13 protein-coding genes are annotated in these 17,014 nt (G+C 50.9%); 3 read left to right on the top strand and 10 right to left on the bottom strand.

Annotated features, from left to right (window positions below; genetic code table 11):
- The first annotated feature begins 88 nt into the window (after window positions 1-88).
- Both A3849_RS15100 and A3849_RS15105 read left to right on the top strand, forming a co-directional pair.
- Window positions 89-1,105 carry an ABC transporter substrate-binding protein gene (locus A3849_RS15100; RefSeq protein WP_218619240.1) on the top strand — a complete coding sequence of 339 codons (1,017 nt, stop codon included), beginning with the start codon at window positions 89-91 and terminating at the stop codon, window positions 1,103-1,105.
- An 11-nt stretch (window positions 1,106-1,116) separates the two neighbouring features.
- Window positions 1,117-1,689: a nitroreductase family protein gene (locus A3849_RS15105; RefSeq protein WP_074112167.1), complete on the top strand. Its 573-nt coding sequence runs from the start codon at window positions 1,117-1,119 to the stop codon at window positions 1,687-1,689.
- A gap of 152 nt (window positions 1,690-1,841) precedes the next feature.
- Here A3849_RS15105 and A3849_RS15110 read toward each other — a convergent pair whose 3' ends face one another.
- From A3849_RS15110 to A3849_RS15150, 9 genes are all read right to left on the bottom strand, one after another.
- Complete coding sequence (locus A3849_RS15110) at window positions 1,842-4,040, bottom strand: HelD family protein (protein ID WP_074112168.1); 2,199 nt, start codon at window positions 4,038-4,040, stop codon at window positions 1,842-1,844.
- Window positions 4,041-4,223: 183 nt separating this feature from the next.
- Window positions 4,224-5,525: an NCS2 family permease gene (locus tag A3849_RS15115; protein WP_074112169.1), complete on the bottom strand. Its 1,302-nt coding sequence runs from the start codon at window positions 5,523-5,525 to the stop codon at window positions 4,224-4,226.
- A gap of 160 nt (window positions 5,526-5,685) precedes the next feature.
- The gene (locus tag A3849_RS15120; protein ID WP_074112170.1) at window positions 5,686-6,441 is read right to left on the bottom strand and encodes a tRNA threonylcarbamoyladenosine dehydratase; all 756 of its coding nucleotides are present in this window, start codon (window positions 6,439-6,441) and stop codon (window positions 5,686-5,688) included.
- A 58-nt stretch (window positions 6,442-6,499) separates the two neighbouring features.
- Window positions 6,500-8,278: an aspartate--tRNA ligase gene (gene aspS, locus A3849_RS15125; protein WP_074086271.1), complete on the bottom strand. Its 1,779-nt coding sequence runs from the start codon at window positions 8,276-8,278 to the stop codon at window positions 6,500-6,502.
- Between the two features lie 76 nt (window positions 8,279-8,354).
- On the bottom strand, window positions 8,355-9,608 hold the full coding sequence (gene hisS / locus A3849_RS15130; protein ID WP_074112171.1) for a histidine--tRNA ligase: 1,254 nt from the start codon (window positions 9,606-9,608) through the stop codon (window positions 8,355-8,357).
- Window positions 9,609-10,427: 819 nt separating this feature from the next.
- Window positions 10,428-10,874 carry a hypothetical protein gene (locus A3849_RS15135; RefSeq protein ID WP_074112172.1) on the bottom strand — a complete coding sequence of 149 codons (447 nt, stop codon included), beginning with the start codon at window positions 10,872-10,874 and terminating at the stop codon, window positions 10,428-10,430.
- Window positions 10,875-10,935: 61 nt separating this feature from the next.
- The gene (locus tag A3849_RS15140) at window positions 10,936-11,442 is read right to left on the bottom strand and encodes a type 1 glutamine amidotransferase domain-containing protein (protein WP_074112173.1); all 507 of its coding nucleotides are present in this window, start codon (window positions 11,440-11,442) and stop codon (window positions 10,936-10,938) included.
- Window positions 11,443-11,971: 529 nt separating this feature from the next.
- A complete protein-coding gene (dtd, locus tag A3849_RS15145) occupies window positions 11,972-12,415 on the bottom strand; it encodes a D-aminoacyl-tRNA deacylase (RefSeq protein WP_074112174.1) in 444 nt (147 codons plus the stop codon).
- A gap of 21 nt (window positions 12,416-12,436) precedes the next feature.
- A complete protein-coding gene (locus A3849_RS15150; RefSeq protein WP_074112175.1) occupies window positions 12,437-14,617 on the bottom strand; it encodes a RelA/SpoT family protein in 2,181 nt (726 codons plus the stop codon).
- Window positions 14,618-14,921: 304 nt separating this feature from the next.
- On the opposite strand from A3849_RS15150, the gene uraA reads away from it, so the two are divergent.
- Complete coding sequence (gene uraA / locus A3849_RS15155) at window positions 14,922-16,226, top strand: uracil permease (protein ID WP_074112176.1); 1,305 nt, start codon at window positions 14,922-14,924, stop codon at window positions 16,224-16,226.
- Between the two features lie 102 nt (window positions 16,227-16,328).
- Here the strand turns inward: uraA and A3849_RS15160 are convergent, their stop codons facing one another.
- Complete coding sequence (locus A3849_RS15160) at window positions 16,329-16,847, bottom strand: adenine phosphoribosyltransferase (protein WP_074112177.1); 519 nt, start codon at window positions 16,845-16,847, stop codon at window positions 16,329-16,331.
- Window positions 16,848-17,014: the final 167 nt, after the last annotated feature.

Consider the following 17,014-nt stretch of genomic DNA (forward strand, 5'->3'; position numbering starts at 1 on the left):
ATATTTGTCCATGGCCCCCTTGCAGACCACTCCTTATAATAAGTATTGATAATGATTATCAAACTCATTTATGAAAGGTGTGTGGCTTGTGCTTCCAAGCATTCGTAGGTTTAATCACAAATTTAATCGGGGAGCCATCGGCCTGATTGCAGTTTTAATGCTGGGGCTCACCGTCGGATGCAGCAACAGCAGGAATAACGGAAATGCGGCAGAGGCAGCAGCCCCTTCCCCATCACCTGCCAATACGGCAGAGCATTCAGAAACCCGGATCATCTCCACCATCAAAGGGGATATAGAAATCCCGGCACATCCGAAGAAAGTCGCGGGCATGCTCTATGTTTTTGCAGACCATTTACTAGCACTCGGAATTGAACCGCATGCCATGGTTACATACAATGACCTGGGATTCCCCGAATACTTGGCAGACCGGATGAAGGATACTATCGCCATCGGTTCGGGTGAAGCTCCAAATCTGGAGGCGCTGCTTGAAGCGGAGCCGGATCTTATTCTTGCCTCAAAGACACTGAATGAAGCTAATTATGAGCAGCTGTCTAAGATCGCGCCAACGATTCTTTTTGACAACGAGAATGAAGAGGATTGGACAAGATTCCGGCAGACCGCAGAGATCTTCGGGAAAGAAGCTGAGGCTGACCAGATCCATGCCGATTATGAAGCCAAGGTAGCCAAGGTAAAAGATGAGCTGGCTGCTGTGGCCCCCAATGAGACCGTCGCTTATCTGCGGGTGCAGGACAAGCAGCTGCAGCTGATACAGCCCGGTGACAACTTCACGTTATTCGGCCCGCTTGGATTGACTCCAGCTTCTGTTGAAGGCATAGATTTCAAGGATTCCTGGAATGTAGCCATCTCAGAGGAAATTCTACCTGAACTGAATCCCGACCGTATGTTCATTATTCTCCGGCCTGGTGAGAGTAATAAGACAGCGCTCGATAATATTATGAGCACTTCAATCTGGGCGAACCTTACGGCCGTCAAGAACAAGCATGTGTATATCGGGGATGCGAATCTATGGTTTGCAGGCTATGGCCCAATCGGTCTGAGTAAGGTCATCGACGAAATTTCGGGTGCTTACTCACCGGAATCTTAAGGGACGCTGCCATGAACCATTCAGACAGCCAGCTTATACAGACGATACGCGGGAGAAGAACAATACAGGAATTCAATGGTGTCCCTATTGCCCAAGAAACCCTTATGGACCTGCTGGATAACGCGGTCTGGGCACCATTTCACTCCACAAAAGAGCCATGGCGGTTCATCCTTTTCGTTGGAAATGGCCGGGCAAAGTTTGCTGATGCAGTACTGGCGGCACGCTCCGCAGCATTCGCTCAACAGTATGGCGCACAAATCTATGATGCATATTGCAGCCAAACCCCGGCCCATCTTGTCGTGGTGATGAAAAGCGATCTTCCCGGAAAAGCCTGGGAGGAAGCTCTCGCAGCGACAGCCGCCCTGATTCAAAACATCCAGCTGTTGGGTTGGGAACAGGGGATCGGAATGGTATGGAAAACAACCGCCTTCAATGAAGCCTCCTCCTTTCGAGAAGCATTAGGCGTCTCAACGGCTGAAAAGGTGGTCGGCACCCTTCATATGGGATATTTCGATCCCAAGAACCAGCCCGCTCCCAAACCGCGCACAGCTGCAGCAGACCTGCTTACGGTCATAAAAGATTGAAAAAAAGGATCAAGTACAAGCAGGCCAGCTTGTATTTGATCCCTTTTTTATGCACCCGTTTCGCATTCTATCACAATGGATGAAAATGCAGAAACACGAAAAATCGAGCCAAGCCCGCCCGGTGTCTAACCTGCGCAGTCTTGGCTCGTGTATTATATGATTTCTGGCTCCGGCCACCCTAGTGCAGTCCCATCCCCATTCCGAAGATACGTCGGAAGGCTGCCGCCATACAGCATCCACAGCTCGTGGAGTGCACGGGTACAGCCTACATACATCAGCTTAGCATCCCAGGCCGCATCGCCGTAATGGTCCGAATCGGCATCAGCGAGGATTACAGCATCGAACTCCAGCCCCTTGGACAGGTAGACCGGCAGCACGGACAGCCCGCCCCGGTATTCGGTCATGCTGCCGTCGATCAGATGAATATCATCGAACGACCCAGCAAGCTCTGTGTACAGCTCTGCGGCTTCCCGCAGGCTGCGGGTCAATACAGCCACTGTCCTGTATTCCCGGCCTGAGAGCGATGCCAGCGCCGTTCTAACGGCCTCCATACGGCTGTCCCCGCCTGCTGTATGCTCCGGCTTCTCTTCTGCATATGGAATCAGCCGAACCGGATTTCCGCTGCGGAAGACGGGTACGGCCAACAGGCTGCTGCCGACTCCGGCGGACAGAATGCCGTTGGCGAATTCGATGATCTCCATGGTTGAACGGTAGCTGCGTGTCAGCGCATGGTAAGCTGTGTGCTCAGGGGCGAACAGCGTCTGCATTTCTTCCCAGGCATGCACGCCTTTATAAGCATGAATCCCCTGGGACAAATCGCCCAGAATGGTAAAGGAATGACCTTTTACATACAAATCCAGTACTGCAATCTGAAAAGGTGAAAAATCCTGCGCTTCATCAATAACAATATGGTCAAAACGGCTGCTGCCTTCATTTCCGTTCAGCAAATAATGAATGTACAGCAGCGGCGGCAGATCCTCTTCATGCAAGATACCTTTTTTGAGGTCCTTGACCGTCAGCTTCAATACACCTTGCGGAATTCTGTCCGGCGCTTCTGCCGGCCAATCCTCAGGGACCTTTACGGCACGGAAAATCTGCTTGTAGATCATCAGCGGATCATACTTTGGCCATTTTGTGCTGTAGGCCTTTTCGCGCGCCGCACTTTTCTTCTTGCGGTCCTTCAGTACCGCAGCCGAGGGGCTCTTCTTCAGCTCCATTTCAATCCAGCGGTGAATCCGCGCCATGACCCGTTCCTTGCGCTTGGCTGGCGGATACGGAGCGTACTCTTCATTATGCCAGCGCAAAATCATGGACCGGCGCAGCACTGAACCTTCCCAGGGACTGAAGTCACCTTCCGGCACCGCACCGTTCTCCAGGAGGCCTATGGCAGACTCAATAATTCCCATCAGGGCAGTCGATCCCTTGAAACGGCCTGGTGTTTCTTCCGTAATCTCCGGCATACCGCCCTCACGTTCAAACCAAAGATTCATAGTATCTGCAGCATTCTGATCGGGCAGCACAACCCCCAGCACATCTGCTGCCCAGTCCGGGAAGGTGCTCTGGGCGATATTGCCAACGCCAAGCTCCGGCAGCACATCCGAAATATAATCCAGGAACATCCGGTTTGGCGCAAAAATAATCATTTTCTCCGCTGATACCTGATCCTTGTATTGATACAGCAGGAACGCCAACCGGTGCAGAGCGACCGTGGTTTTCCCGCTGCCCGCAACGCCTTGGATAATGAGCGCGGTGTTCTTTGCCGCCCGGATAATCCTGTCCTGCTCCTCCTGAATCGTTGAGACGATGTCACGGAGCCGGTTGTCCTTGTTCTCACCCAGCCGGTAGACGAGAAATTCATCCGATACGGCCGGTGCGTCGCTGTCGCGGTTATAGGTATCTGCCACCCGCTCCAGAATCTGCTTGCGGATCACTACGTTCCGCTTCAGGTACACCAGCCCTTCGATCAGCCCCTCCGGAGCTTCGTAGGAGGCCGGCTCCGTCCCGCCGGTAAACGAATAGAACAGGCTCGCTACCGGAGCACGCCAGTCGATCACCAGCGGACGGTCGCTTACCTGTTCCCGGTCTACACCGATTTTACCGATATAGAGCGCCTTGCGTTCATCCTCATCCTTGCCCTGAAAATCAAGCCGTCCGAAATAAGGCTCCTGCCGCAGCTTGGCAAGATCTTTGCGCCGCTGCTCTCTTGAGTCCTCCAGCACCTGCTCCGTATACTCATGCCCAGTGTATACCGGAATGCCCCGCAGTCTCTCAAGAACGGTGTCAATCTCCGTAAGCGCGCTGTTCAGCCTGTCTTCTTCCTCTTGATAGGCACTTTGAAAGTTGTCCTCCAATTTCAGTTACCTCCTAAAAGTCTATGGGCATACGCCTGCTTCCGGCAAGCGCACACCCTGATTTGCCCCGTGCAAGACTGGCTTCACTCACACAAAAAGGATATTCATCATATCACAACGGATTCTGGAATACCATCCCTTTTGAACCAAGCAGAAACGGTTTCCATTTCCGAGGAAAATAGACTATCCCATCAAAGCATGCAGCACAAAGTTGGCCACAAACAAACCGGCGATGCCATACAGCGCGGGCGGAACCTCTTTGCCTTTGCCCATAGCCAGCTTCACAATCGGGTAGGTGATGAAGCCAAAGGCCATGCCGTCCACGATACTGTAGGTGAACGGAATCATCACCATAATCAGGAATGCGGGGAACAGCTCGGTCAAGTCGCTGAGATCCATCTCGCGTACGCTCTGCACCATCAGACCGCCGATGACAATCAGAATCGGCGCAATAGCGCTGTCCGGCACGTAGGCCAGCAGCGGAATGAACAGGAACGTGGCACTGAACAGGAGGCCAGTGACCAGCGAGGTCAGGCCGGAGCGGCCGCCTGCAGCAATCCCTGCCGTAGATTCAGCAGCCGCAACCACAGGGCTGCTGCCGAACAGGCCTGCAGCGATATTGGCGATGGATAGCGCACGGAGGCTGCTTTTGAAGCGCTCCGGACGGCCTGCCATCAGTGTCTGGGACGAGATGAGGCCGATATTTTCAAACACGACTATCAGCAGCAGCAGGAATACAGCGATCCAGAAGACCAGGCTGATCCCCCGGCTCCAGTCCATTCCGGCAAACACATCACCATATCCAGCGAAGATATGCCCAGAATCGGTCTTCTCCGGTGCATGGGCTGCCCCCAGCAGGTAAGCCAGCCCCGTACCTGTCAGCATACTGATCAGCAGTCCGCCCTTTGTACCACGTATGAACAACACCAGGGCAAGAATGAGAGTCACACAGGAGGTGATGACAGCCGGATCACTAAAATGGCCGATGGCGACAAAGGTCGTGCGGTGGGCAATCACGATGCCGCTTTTTTGCAGACCGATAAACGTCAGAAACAGCCCGATCCCGACTGTAATCGCATGCTGCAGATTATGGGGAATCGCATCGCTCAAAATCCGGTACAACGAGGTAAATGCCACAATGGCGAACAGCACTCCTGTTACGACTACTACTGCGAGCGCTTCACGCCAGTCCAGCTTCATGGAATGCACCAGCGTATAGGTAAAAAAAGCATTGATGCCCATACCCGGCACCACAATAATCGGCGTTTTGCCGCCAAAAGCCATCAGGAGACAGCCAGCAACTGCCGTCAACAGTGTTGCCACCATCCCTGCCCGCAGCGGCATCCCCGCATCATGCAGAATTGCCGCGTTGACCATCACAATATATACAGAAGCAAAATAGGACAGAATACCCGCCGAGAGTTCTCTTTTCCAGTTGTCGCCCGGCTCCAGGCCTACACTATTTCGCCAAACCTTCGATTTCATGCAAAAACCTCCACTAATAATGGAATTCCAATCAGTCCCTGTAGCTTAAATAAACCGCAATAAAAGGGCGTAAACAGCCGGATGGCGGCTGTACGCCCTTTGTTCAACAAATTAGTCATTTCCCCAATACCCTGCGGGCATCGTTCTTATTCAGCTCTTCTTATACAGTGATGCCGCCTGCCTCCAGCAGGTCGTGTACGGTGACACTAACCATAATAAGACCAACGACCGGGGGCACAAACGAGTTGCTGGCCGGAGGCTGTTTGGCTTTGCGACGGTCCGGTGCATTGGCGGGAACAATCTGTTCTGTAACATCCTCGCGCGGCTTCACCGGTTCTTCCGTTGAGAACACAACCTTAACGCCTTTCTTGATACCTTCCTTGCGTAGCTTCTGGCGTACGACACGGGCAATCGGGTCCATACTGGTCTTGGAAATGTCAGCCACCTGAAAGCGGGTTGGATCCATTTTGTTAGCTGCGCCCATGCTTGAAATCATCGGGATTCCCCGGGCCAGGCATTCCTTGATGATATGAATCTTATAGATAATAGTATCCGAAGCATCGATTACAAAATCAGGATTATACTTGAACAGCTCCTCATACGTTTCCTCCGTATAGAACATGTTCAGCGCAATCGCTTCGCACTCCGGATTGATCAGCTTGATGCGCTCCACCATCAGATCCGTTTTGTTCTGGCCAACGGTTGTGGTCAGCGCATGGATCTGGCGGTTGATATTCGTGATATCTACCGTATCCTTGTCGATCAGGATTATCCGGCCGATTCCGGTGCGGGCCAGGGCTTCAACAGCCATGGCACCCACACCGCCGATTCCGAGCACAGCCACTGTGCTATTTTTCATGATCTCCAGACCTTCCGGTCCAATAGCCAGCTCCGTACGTGAGAACTGATGCAGCATAACGTACAACCTCCCATCAAAGTTTTGTAAGCATAAGCTTCCAGAACTTTGAAATGATTTATTTCTTTTCTTTGTCTGGCTTAGGAGCCAGTCTAATGTGAAGCTGCTCCAATTGACTAGCGTCTACCGGTGCAGGTGCATCCATCAGCAGATCGGTTGCACTTGCTGTTTTTGGGAAGGCAATCGTTTCACGCAGATTGGTACGGCCAGCCAGCAGCATAATCAGACGGTCGAACCCAAACGCGATTCCGCCATGCGGAGGCGTGCCGTATTCGAAGGCATCCATCAGGTAACCGAATTTCTCATAGGCTACTTCTGTTGTGAAGCCAAGGGCATCGAACATTTTCTCCTGAACATCGCGCTTGTATATACGCTGCGAGCCGCCGCCGACTTCATAGCCGTTAAGTACAATATCATAGGCTTGCGCGCGGATAGCACCAGGATCTGTGTCGAACAAATGCAGGTCTTCGTCCATAGGACGGGTGAACGGGTGGTGTTCCGCTACATAACGCTTTTGGTCTTCATCATAGCCGAGAAGCGGGAATTCAGTTACCCAGGCAAATTTGAATACACTGTCATCGATCAAGCCCAGCTGGCGGCCGATCTTCAGGCGCAGCGCCCCAAGCACATCTGCCACAACTTTCTTATTGTCAGCCGAGAAGAGCAGAAGGTCGCCTTCTTCAGCGCCTGTGCGCTCCTTCACAGCAGCGATCTCTTCTTCCGTGAAAAACTTGACGATTGGGCCTTTGAACTCGCCGTCTTTTACTTGAATCCAAGCCAGGCCCTTCGCGCCGTAACGTGCAGCATAAGGTCCCAGGTCATCAATTTCCTTACGGGTCCAGGTGCCGCAGCCTTTGGCGTTGAGGCACTTCACTTCTCCTCCCTTTTCAATGACAGAGGCGAACACTTTCACACCGCTGGCGGCTACGATATCGTTCATTTCTACCAGTTCGAGACCAAAACGCAGGTCCGGCTTATCGGAGCCATATTTGCCCATAGCTTCGGCATAGGTCAGGCGCTGGAACGGAGTGGAGACTTCTACGCCAATTGTTTCTTTCAGGAGACGCTGCATCAGCGATTCCATCATGGACAGGAGTTCGTCCTGAGGCATAAATGAGGTCTCGATGTCGAACTGGGTGAATTCCGGCTGACGGTCCGCGCGAAGGTCCTCATCACGGAAGCAGCGGGCCATCTGGTAATAACGTTCAATTCCGCCAACCATCAGCAGCTGCTTGTAGATTTGCGGCGACTGCGGAAGCGCGAAGAATTCACCGTCATGCACCCGGCTTGGTACCAGATAATCACGTGCACCTTCCGGGGAGCTTTTGGTCAGTATTGGGGTTTCGATATCGATAAAGCCTTCGCTGTCCAGGAAGTCGCGGAAGATTTTGGCCGCTTTGGAACGGAGCAGCATAGTCTTGTACATTTCCGGACGGCGCAGGTCGAGGTAACGGTATTTCATGCGCAGGGACTCATCCACTTCCACTCCGTCTTCAATGAAGAATGGAGGGGTCTTGGCTGCATTCAGTACTTCGATTTCTGTAATCTGTACTTCAATCTCACCGGTAGGCAGATTGCGGTTAATGGTTTCTTCATCTCTCTTCACAACTTTACCCGTAACGGACAGCACATATTCACTACGAACCTTATCAGCAGTCTGCAGCGCTTCACCGGAGTAGTCCGGGTTGAACACGATTTGTACAATCCCGCTGCGGTCGCGCAGATCGATAAACAGCACGCCCCCCAAATCGCGGCGGGTCTGCACCCAGCCGTTCAGTGTTACCGTCTCGCCAATATGCCCTAATGTCAGCTGCCCACAGTTATGACTTCTACTCATAATTTATCCTACCCCTTTATGGTTAAAATACCTATTTGGTTTCATTAATGGCTGTGCATTCCTATCCATGACAATCCTAAGCCAGTGATGCCGCCAGGTCTTCCAGCCTTACAGTCCGCTGTTCACCTGTTGTCATCGATTTCAGGGCTATGACGCCGCTGTTCAGCTCATCTTCGCCCAGAATCGCTGTATACCGTGCATTCATACGGTCTGCCGATTTCATCTGCGCCTTCATCTTGCGTCCAAGGTAATCCCGTTCCGCAGAGAATCCAAGACTCCGCAGCGTGAACAACTGCTTCGTAATCTCCATATCGGCTGCTTCACCAAGTGCGACAAAATACACATCCAGCGGCTTGGCTGGCTCCAGCTCCACACCCTGATTCTCCAGAATCAGCAGAATCCGCTCCAGTCCGATTCCGAAGCCGATGCCCGGCTGATCCGGCCCGCCGATTTCTTCCACCAGACCGTTGTAACGGCCGCCGCCGCCAACAGTATCAATGGAGCCGATACCTGCCGCTTTATATTCAAACGCGGTATGCGTGTAATAATCAAGACCACGTACAAGACGGGGGTTAATGCTGTATTCAACACCCATAACATCCAGATGGGCTTTGACCTGCTCAAAATGCGTGGTGCACTCCTCATCTAGACTATCGAGAATGGACGGTGCGCCGCCAAATTTATCCTGGTCCACCTTGCAGTCCAGCACGCGCAGCGGATTGCGCTCCATCCGGCGCTGACAGTCACTGCATAGGGTATCCCGCATTGGCCGCAGGAAGTTCAGGAGTTTCTCGCGGTAAGCCGCACGGCTGGGCGCATTCCCTACAGAATTCAGCTCCACATTTACATCCTTCAGTCCCAGATCCTTGTAGAACTGATAGCCCATCGATACCACTTCAGCGTCAATGGCCGGGTCTACCGCTCCAAAGGCTTCAATACCAAACTGGTGGAACTGGCGGTATCTTCCTGCCTGCGGCCGTTCGTAACGAAACATAGGTCCGATATAGTACAGCTTGCTGACATCCGGTTCACCATACAGCTTGTTCTGAACATAGGCGCGCACTACACCGGCTGTTCCTTCGGGACGAAGCGCCAGATCGCGGTCGCCCTTATCCTTGAAGGTGTACATTTCACCTTCCACGATGTCTGTTGTTTCCCCCACGCCGCGTTCAAAGAGCCCTGTGTGCTCGAACATCGGTGTGCGGATCTCACGGTAATTGAACCGACGGCAGAGATCTCTCGCCTTGCTCTCTACAACCTGCCATTTCTCCACTGCACCCGGAAGCACATCCTGCGTGCCCGTAGGCTTCTCAAATCTTTCCTTTGCCACAGCCAATCCCTCCTGAAAATAACAAAAAATCCCTCGTCTCTGTTTGTTACAAACAGGGACGAGGGATTATCATAACCAATAATTCACCCGTGGTACCACCCACATTCCGGATTCAGGATAACTATCCCTAAACCCGCTCTAAGCGGTTAACGCCCGCCTACGCGCTCCGGCTACTGACCTGCGGCAATCCTGTGATTGCCTGCTTTCGCCGTGCGTTCTCGGGGAAGTCATTCATCCGTTCATCAACAGAATCCTTACAGCCAGCGCGTAAACAGTTTGTTAATCCTTCGAATGGACTACAGCTGATTCAGCGGGGATTCTTCTCTGGGGTCGTGGGTTACGGATTACTTGGTCCCGTCATCAAAACAATATAACATATCGTATATTGTTAGATTCTACTGAACCACTGCGCTAAAGTCAAGGCATGGAACAAAATACATCCTCTCCACAAGCCTCTGGACACGTGTGTAAAAAAAATGACCTGCAGCCGATTGCTGCAGGTCCATCATCATATATTATAAAAAAGGGGGTCATGCTTCTATTATAAACACGCTATATTAAGGAATCATGAATGAAATATTACGGTTACATTACAGAAAAGAAAGCGTTTTATTTCCTGGGACATTCCTTATTTTCTTGCCTGCAAATTACTTTACACTACAACATTATTCTCTGTCTAGAGATATAGTACAACTTTTGGGTGTTAACCAATAAAAAAGCTCCGCTAGCCCTTTCCGAAGGGTTACGGAGCCTTTCATGTTCAGCGTACTTCTTTCCCTAAATCAAGCACTCGTCCAGAGACAGTTAGCGTGAACATCATTAATCTTCAAATATTTCCACAAAGGCATGTTTGCCCCGCAGAACCTCTACGACCTCATGATGCTTTTCTTCAGGTACCTTGAGGGCCATAACATAATGCAGATCGTCCAAATCACGGTCATCTGCAACCGAGCCGCTGCGCACATCACCGGCACTGCGTGCATCCGTGTTGTCGTCCAGATCATCGTCCACCCGGATGCCCGGTACGATGGCCGCTCCAGAAAGCGAACCTGTCGCACCTGCAACCCCAAAAGCCCCTCCGGCCATGGCTGAATTGTTGTAAGGCACCAGCGGCAGCAGAATATTACGGCTGCGGCGGTCTCCTTTGTCCAGAGGATCTGTTAATGGAGATACTTCTATGCCTTCCAGTCCGTAAGGAATCAAAGCTGTCTTCGCACCTTCTGCTTCACTTTCATTTCTGAAATACGCCTGAATTCTTGTAGTCATGGTCGTTCCCTCCTTTTAAATGGTCAGATCCTTAAGTTCCTGTGATACTGAATCACGTGTATTACAACACCTTAAGCAACTCACGCACAAATGCGGGCTCATCCTTGGGTGTACGTGAGGTAATGTAATTGCGGTCCAGGACCACCTCTTGATCCTTAAACTCTGCTCCTGCGTTAATCACATCATCCTTCAGCGGAGGATAGGAAGTAACCGTGCGGCCCTGCAACAGGTCTGCACTGATCAGAATTTGTGGTCCGTGACAAATGGATGCAATAGGTTTGCCAGCACCGTCAGCTTCCTTAACGAACTGGAGAATATCCGGGTCCAGCCGCAGATTCTCCGGCGATGAGCCTCCTGGTATGACCACAGCGTCATAATCACCAGCCTTCACCTCGCTGATTGCTTTATCTGCTGCATAAGAGACATCACCTTTCTTGCCAAGTAAGGTCTCATTCTTCTTCAGGCCGATAATTTCTGCCTGATGTCCTGCTTTTATCACTTCATCGTAAGGAACTTTCATTTCGGAATCTTCAAAACCGCTTGCCAGCAGAAATGCAACTTTACTCATGAGATTGTTTCTCCTCTCACTGTTCTGTTTTCATTCTGTCTTCGTCTTTCTATTACCCGCATTAAGAGGCTTTCTAACGATCCGGGGGACAACTCCCGAATATTTACCTTCAAGAACGAAGCGGAGAACGGAAGATGCATACAGAAACAGCCGCACTCTCCTTCACCTTAGGTGCGCGGCAAAAGACTGCGGCTGTTTCCTTTTAACACTTGACGCTCTTTACAATCTTCAGCACTCTTGGCTGCTGCCATTGCTTCAGCACAGCAACCTGCGCAATATGCCGGAATGCTGCTCCAGCTCCGCGACTTTTCAGATTGTCTCATGACCTGACACCCCGCTACCCTGCGAATACTTGATCCCTCTTAGTCTATCCAGCCCAAGCCGGGTCTATCCGTATGAAGGAAGGTAGCCCCCTTGTAACCAGTGCACCTTTATAAAAAAAAGTGCCTCACGCCAATTCCTACACGGAATTTCGTAAGACACTCCTGATCAACAAGAATACCCTTTTGGTTCTATAATACTGAGTCTGTTAGCCACGGCTGTCCAGCAGAAGCGTTACCGGGCCCCAGTTGGTCAGTGAGACATCCATCATCGCGCCAAAGACACCAGTCTCCACCTGCAGCCCTCCAGCCCTCAGCTCCTGGTTGAAGTAATCATACAGCCGCTCTGCTTCGACAGGCGCAGCTGCGGCCATAAAGTTCGGGCGGCGGCCTTTGCGGCAGTCCCCATACAGTGTGAATTGGGACACGGACAATACGGCTCCTCCTGTATCAGTGATACTGAAGTTCATTTTACCGGCCTCATCCTCAAAAATACGGAGTCCGGCTATTTTATCTGCCAAGTACTTAGCATCCTTCTCTGTATCCTCGTGGGTAACACCGACCAGCAGCATCAGACCCTCACCGATCGTTCCGGTCACTGTATCTGCTACGCTTACTTTAGCTTCCTTGCAGCGCTGCACCACAACTCTCATTACGCCTTCCAGCTCCTTGCTCTATTGCATTATGCGGTTTACTGTGTATACATCCTTGACCCGCTTCACCTTATCAACCACAGACTGCAGATGATCGGTGTTGCGGATCAGAATCGTCATATGAATCATCGCCATTTTGTTCTTGTCGCTTCGTCCGGTGACGGCTGAGATATTCGTCTTGCTCTCTGACACGGCCTGCAGCACTTCATTGAGCAGTCCATTACGGTCATGGCCGGTAATCTCAATATCCACGCTATAGTTGGCCTCCATGCTGCCTTCCCATTCCACTTCGATCACCCGTGCCGATTCTTCGCCATCCCCTTCGGCGGGAATATTCGGGCAGTCTTCACGATGGACGGAAACACCGCGGCCTCGGGTCACATAGCCGATAATATCGTCGCCTGGTACCGGATTGCAACATCGCGCAAAACGGACAAGCAGATTATCAATGCCTTTTACACGTACTCCGTTGGTCGGCTGATTGCGCTTCTCCCCGCTGGACTTGATTTCTTTCATTTGGGAAGTTAGCTCCAGATGACCCGCTGCTTCTTCCTGTTCCTTGCGCAGCTTCTCTGTAAGCTTGGAGGCAATCTGCGCTGCGGTAATTCCGCCAAATCCCACTGCCGAGAGCATATCCTCTACATCATTAAACGCGAATTTCTTGGCCACATCCGACAATTTGTCTTCCGTGAGCCAATCCGAAACTTCCACGTTCAGACGCTTCAGCTCACGCTCAATCGCTTCCCGGCCCTTTTCAACGTTTTCCTCACGTTTCTCCTTCTTGAACCATTGCTTGATCTTGCTGCGGGCATGAGAGGATTGGGCAATCTTCAGCCAGTCACGGCTCGGGCCATAAGAATTCTTCGAGGTTAGAATCTCCACGATGTCCCCCGTCTTCAGCTTATGGTCCAGCGGCACAATACGCCCGTTCACCTTGGAGCCGATCGTCCGGTTCCCCACCTCAGTATGAATCCGGAAGGCAAAGTCAAGCGGTACAGAACCTGCCGGGAGCTCTACAACCTCACCCTTAGGGGTAAACACAAATACCAGATCAGAGAAAAAGTCCATCTTGAGTGATTCTACAAACTCTTCGGCATCCTTCGCCTCATGCTGGAGCTCCAGAATCTCGCGGAAAAATGGCATACGGTTCTCTGGATTGACATTATTACCGCTACCCTCTTTGTAAGCCCAGTGGGCCGCAATCCCGAACTCGGCTGTACGGTGCATCTCCCATGTGCGGATTTGCACTTCAGTCGGTTCTCCGCCCGGACCCACCACGGTGGTGTGCAGCGACTGGTACATGTTCGCTTTGGGCATGGCAATATAATCCTTGAAACGGCCGGGCATCGGCTTCCAAAGAGTATGAATAATGCCGAGTGTGGCATAACAATCCTTAATATTGTCGACGATAATGCGGATGGCAAGCAAATCATAAATTTCATTGAACTGCTTGTTCTTCGTACTCATCTTGTTATACACGCTGTAAATATGCTTCGGACGGCCCGAAAGATCGCCTTCGATGCCCATTTCGTCCAGTTTGGAACGGATACGGCCGATAACGCTGTCGATGAACTGCTCCCGTTCCGCACGTTTCTTATGGACCAGGTTGGCAATACGGTAATACTGCTGCGGGTTCAGATACCGGAGGGCAATATCCTCCATCTCCCATTTGATCGCAGAAATCCCCAGCCGATCCGCAATGGGACAAAAAATCTCCAGCGTTTCATAAGAAATACGTCGCTGGCTTTCTTCCGACTGGTACTTAAGTGTACGCATATTGTGCAGACGGTCTGCCAGCTTGATCACAATAACCCGGATATCCTGAGCCATGGCGATGAACATCTTGCGGTAGTTCTCGTTCTGCTGCTCTTCCTTGGAGCGGAAACGGATTCGTTCCAGCTTGGTCAGTCCGTCTACCAGCATCGCGCAGGTATCGCCAAATTTCTCACGGATCTGCTCCAGAGAAACAGTCGTATCCTCTACAACATCATGCAAAAGCGCTGCAATAATGGAAATTACATCCATTTGCATATTGACGACAATATCTGCGACCGCGAGCGGATGCAGAATGTATGGCTCCCCCGATTTCCGAACCTGCCCGTGATGAGCCTGATCGGCAAATTCATAAGCTTCCCGGATGCGGAGAAGATCTTTTTCTTTTATATAGGCGCCGGCCTTTTCGGTTAATTGCTCTATGCCCATTCTCGTCGTATCCGTTTCCTTTCTATAATAAAATGAACCCGCAAGCGCTCGCTGAATTTGCAGGTTCCATATGTTTCAAATCTGCGCTACCCGCAGTGTAAAGTTGTCTATAATTATGACGCTTGTGATGGATTACGTCAACACTTGCCATAGCATGGCATCCGGGTAATGAATGGTATCAAGAATAGACAATTTCGTGGCACTTGCAAAAATGTTGTTGTAAAAAGACGCCGTTCTATTTAATCTAGTAAAGGCGGTTTTTTGAACCTCATATAAAATAGACATGAAAGAGAAGTGAATACCATTGCAACGCGAAATTCAAGTTAATCAAAAGCTCCCTTGGGGTCCGGGTTTTCTGCTGAGTCTTCAGCATTTGTTCGCCATGTTCGGCAGCACGGTGCTTGTCCCTAACCTGTTCGGGGTAGACCCCGGCATGATCCTGCTGATGAACGGTATCGGCACACTGCTATACATCCTGATCTGCCGCGGCAAAATCCCAGCATACCTTGGATCAAGCTTTGCCTTTATCTCACCGGTACTCAGTGTATTGGAAAAACACCAGGGAGATCACCAGCATGGATATTCGCTTGCTCTGGGTGCTTTTATCGTTACAGGTGTTATTTTCATTCTAGTCGCATTAATCGTCCGTTATGCTGGAACCGGCTGGATTGATGTGGTATTTCCTCCGGCGGTTATGGGCGCTATCGTAGCAACCATCGGGCTGGAACTTGTACCCGTAGCAGCACGCATGTCTGGACTGATTGCTCCTGAAGGCGTAACTGACTGGACCCCTGATACGAAAGCTATTACCCTTTCCATGGTAACACTGGGCGTAACTGTCATTGGCGCAGTGCTATTCCGCGGCTTCCCCAAAATCATTCATATCCTCATCGGTATCGTAACCGGTTATGTACTGGCCTATATTATGCAAGTGGTAAATACAGACGCGATCTCAAAAGCGCATTTCTTTTCCCATCCCACCATTATTACCCCTTCTTTTGACTGGCAGGTTATCCTGACCATTATTCCAGTCTCCCTTGTAGTCATTGTAGAGCACATTGGCCACTTACTCGTTACCAGCAACATTGTCGGCAAAGACCTGACCAAAGATCCGGGGCTGGACCGTTCACTGATGGGCAACGGGATCTCCACTATTTTTTCCGGATTCTTCGGTTCTACCCCAAATACGACTTATGGTGAAAATATCGGCGTTATGGCGCTGACCAAAGTATATTCGGTCTATGTGATCGGCGGCGCAGCAGTAATTGCAATTCTGCTCTCGTTCTCCGGAACATTCTCCTCTATTATTGCCAATATCCCGCAGCCGGTTATGGGTGGCGTCTCACTACTGCTGTTCGGTGTCATCGCAGCTTCCGGTCTGCGCATCTTTGTCGAGCAAAAAGTTGATTTCTCTAAAGCAACCAACATGATTCTGGCTACTTTGGTTCTTGTGGTCGGCATTAGTGGTATTTCACTTACTATTGGCGGTGTAGTGCTTAAAGGCATGGCGCTAGCAACCATTGTCGGTATGGTTCTGTCCCTGCTATTCAAATTAATTGAAGTACTGGGCTTATCCAATGAGCAGGGCAGTGACAAAACAGCACATTAACAATAATTAATACAATATATACACTGTATAAAAAAGCGGACTGCTGTCTATAATCGACAGCAGTCCGCTTTTTATTTCCCGGGAAAAGAACACCGTTTTTTATTAGTCTTCGTAGGTAAGGAGAGAATGAACCCCAATACCGGAAAGCTTATTCCGTCCGGCAAGCTGGGTCAATTCGATCAGGAAGGCCGCTCCGACCACCTTGCCGCCCAGTTGCTCGATCAGGCTGACCGAAGTGGCAATGGTGCCTCCCGTTGCCAGCAAATCATCAGCAATAAGTACGTTTTGTCCAGGCTTGACCGCATCCGTGTGAACCGCCAGTGTGTCTTTACCGTATTCCAGATCATAGCCTACCTCAATCGTGTCATATGGCAGCTTGCCGCTTTTGCGGATCGGCACAAAACCGACACCCAGCGCGTAAGCAAGGGGCGCACCAACCACAAATCCACGTGCCTCAGGGCCGGCAATGACGTCGATCTCCAGATGGGATACCAGAGCCTTCAGTTCATCAATGGCCCGGCGATATGCTTCGCCGTCCTTAAGCAGGGTAGTAATATCTTTGAAGCTGATTCCCGGCTGCGGGAAATCCGGAATCACACGAATACTGTCTTTAAAATCCACACTATCATCTCCTCAAAAGTTTGTGAGCGTTACCTCACTGAATTAACTTCGATCAAACTCACTTCGAAAGCATAAGCTAGTTTTGTTAGCTTCTCTGCGTTTATCTTCGTTCAAAACTCGCTTCGGAAGCATATGCTTAGTTTGTGAGCGTTACCTCACTGAATTGA

The organism is Paenibacillus sp. P46E (genome assembly GCF_001909095.1).
In the GTDB taxonomy this organism is placed as follows: Bacteria; Bacillota; Bacilli; order Paenibacillales; family Paenibacillaceae; genus Paenibacillus_AQ; species Paenibacillus_AQ helianthi.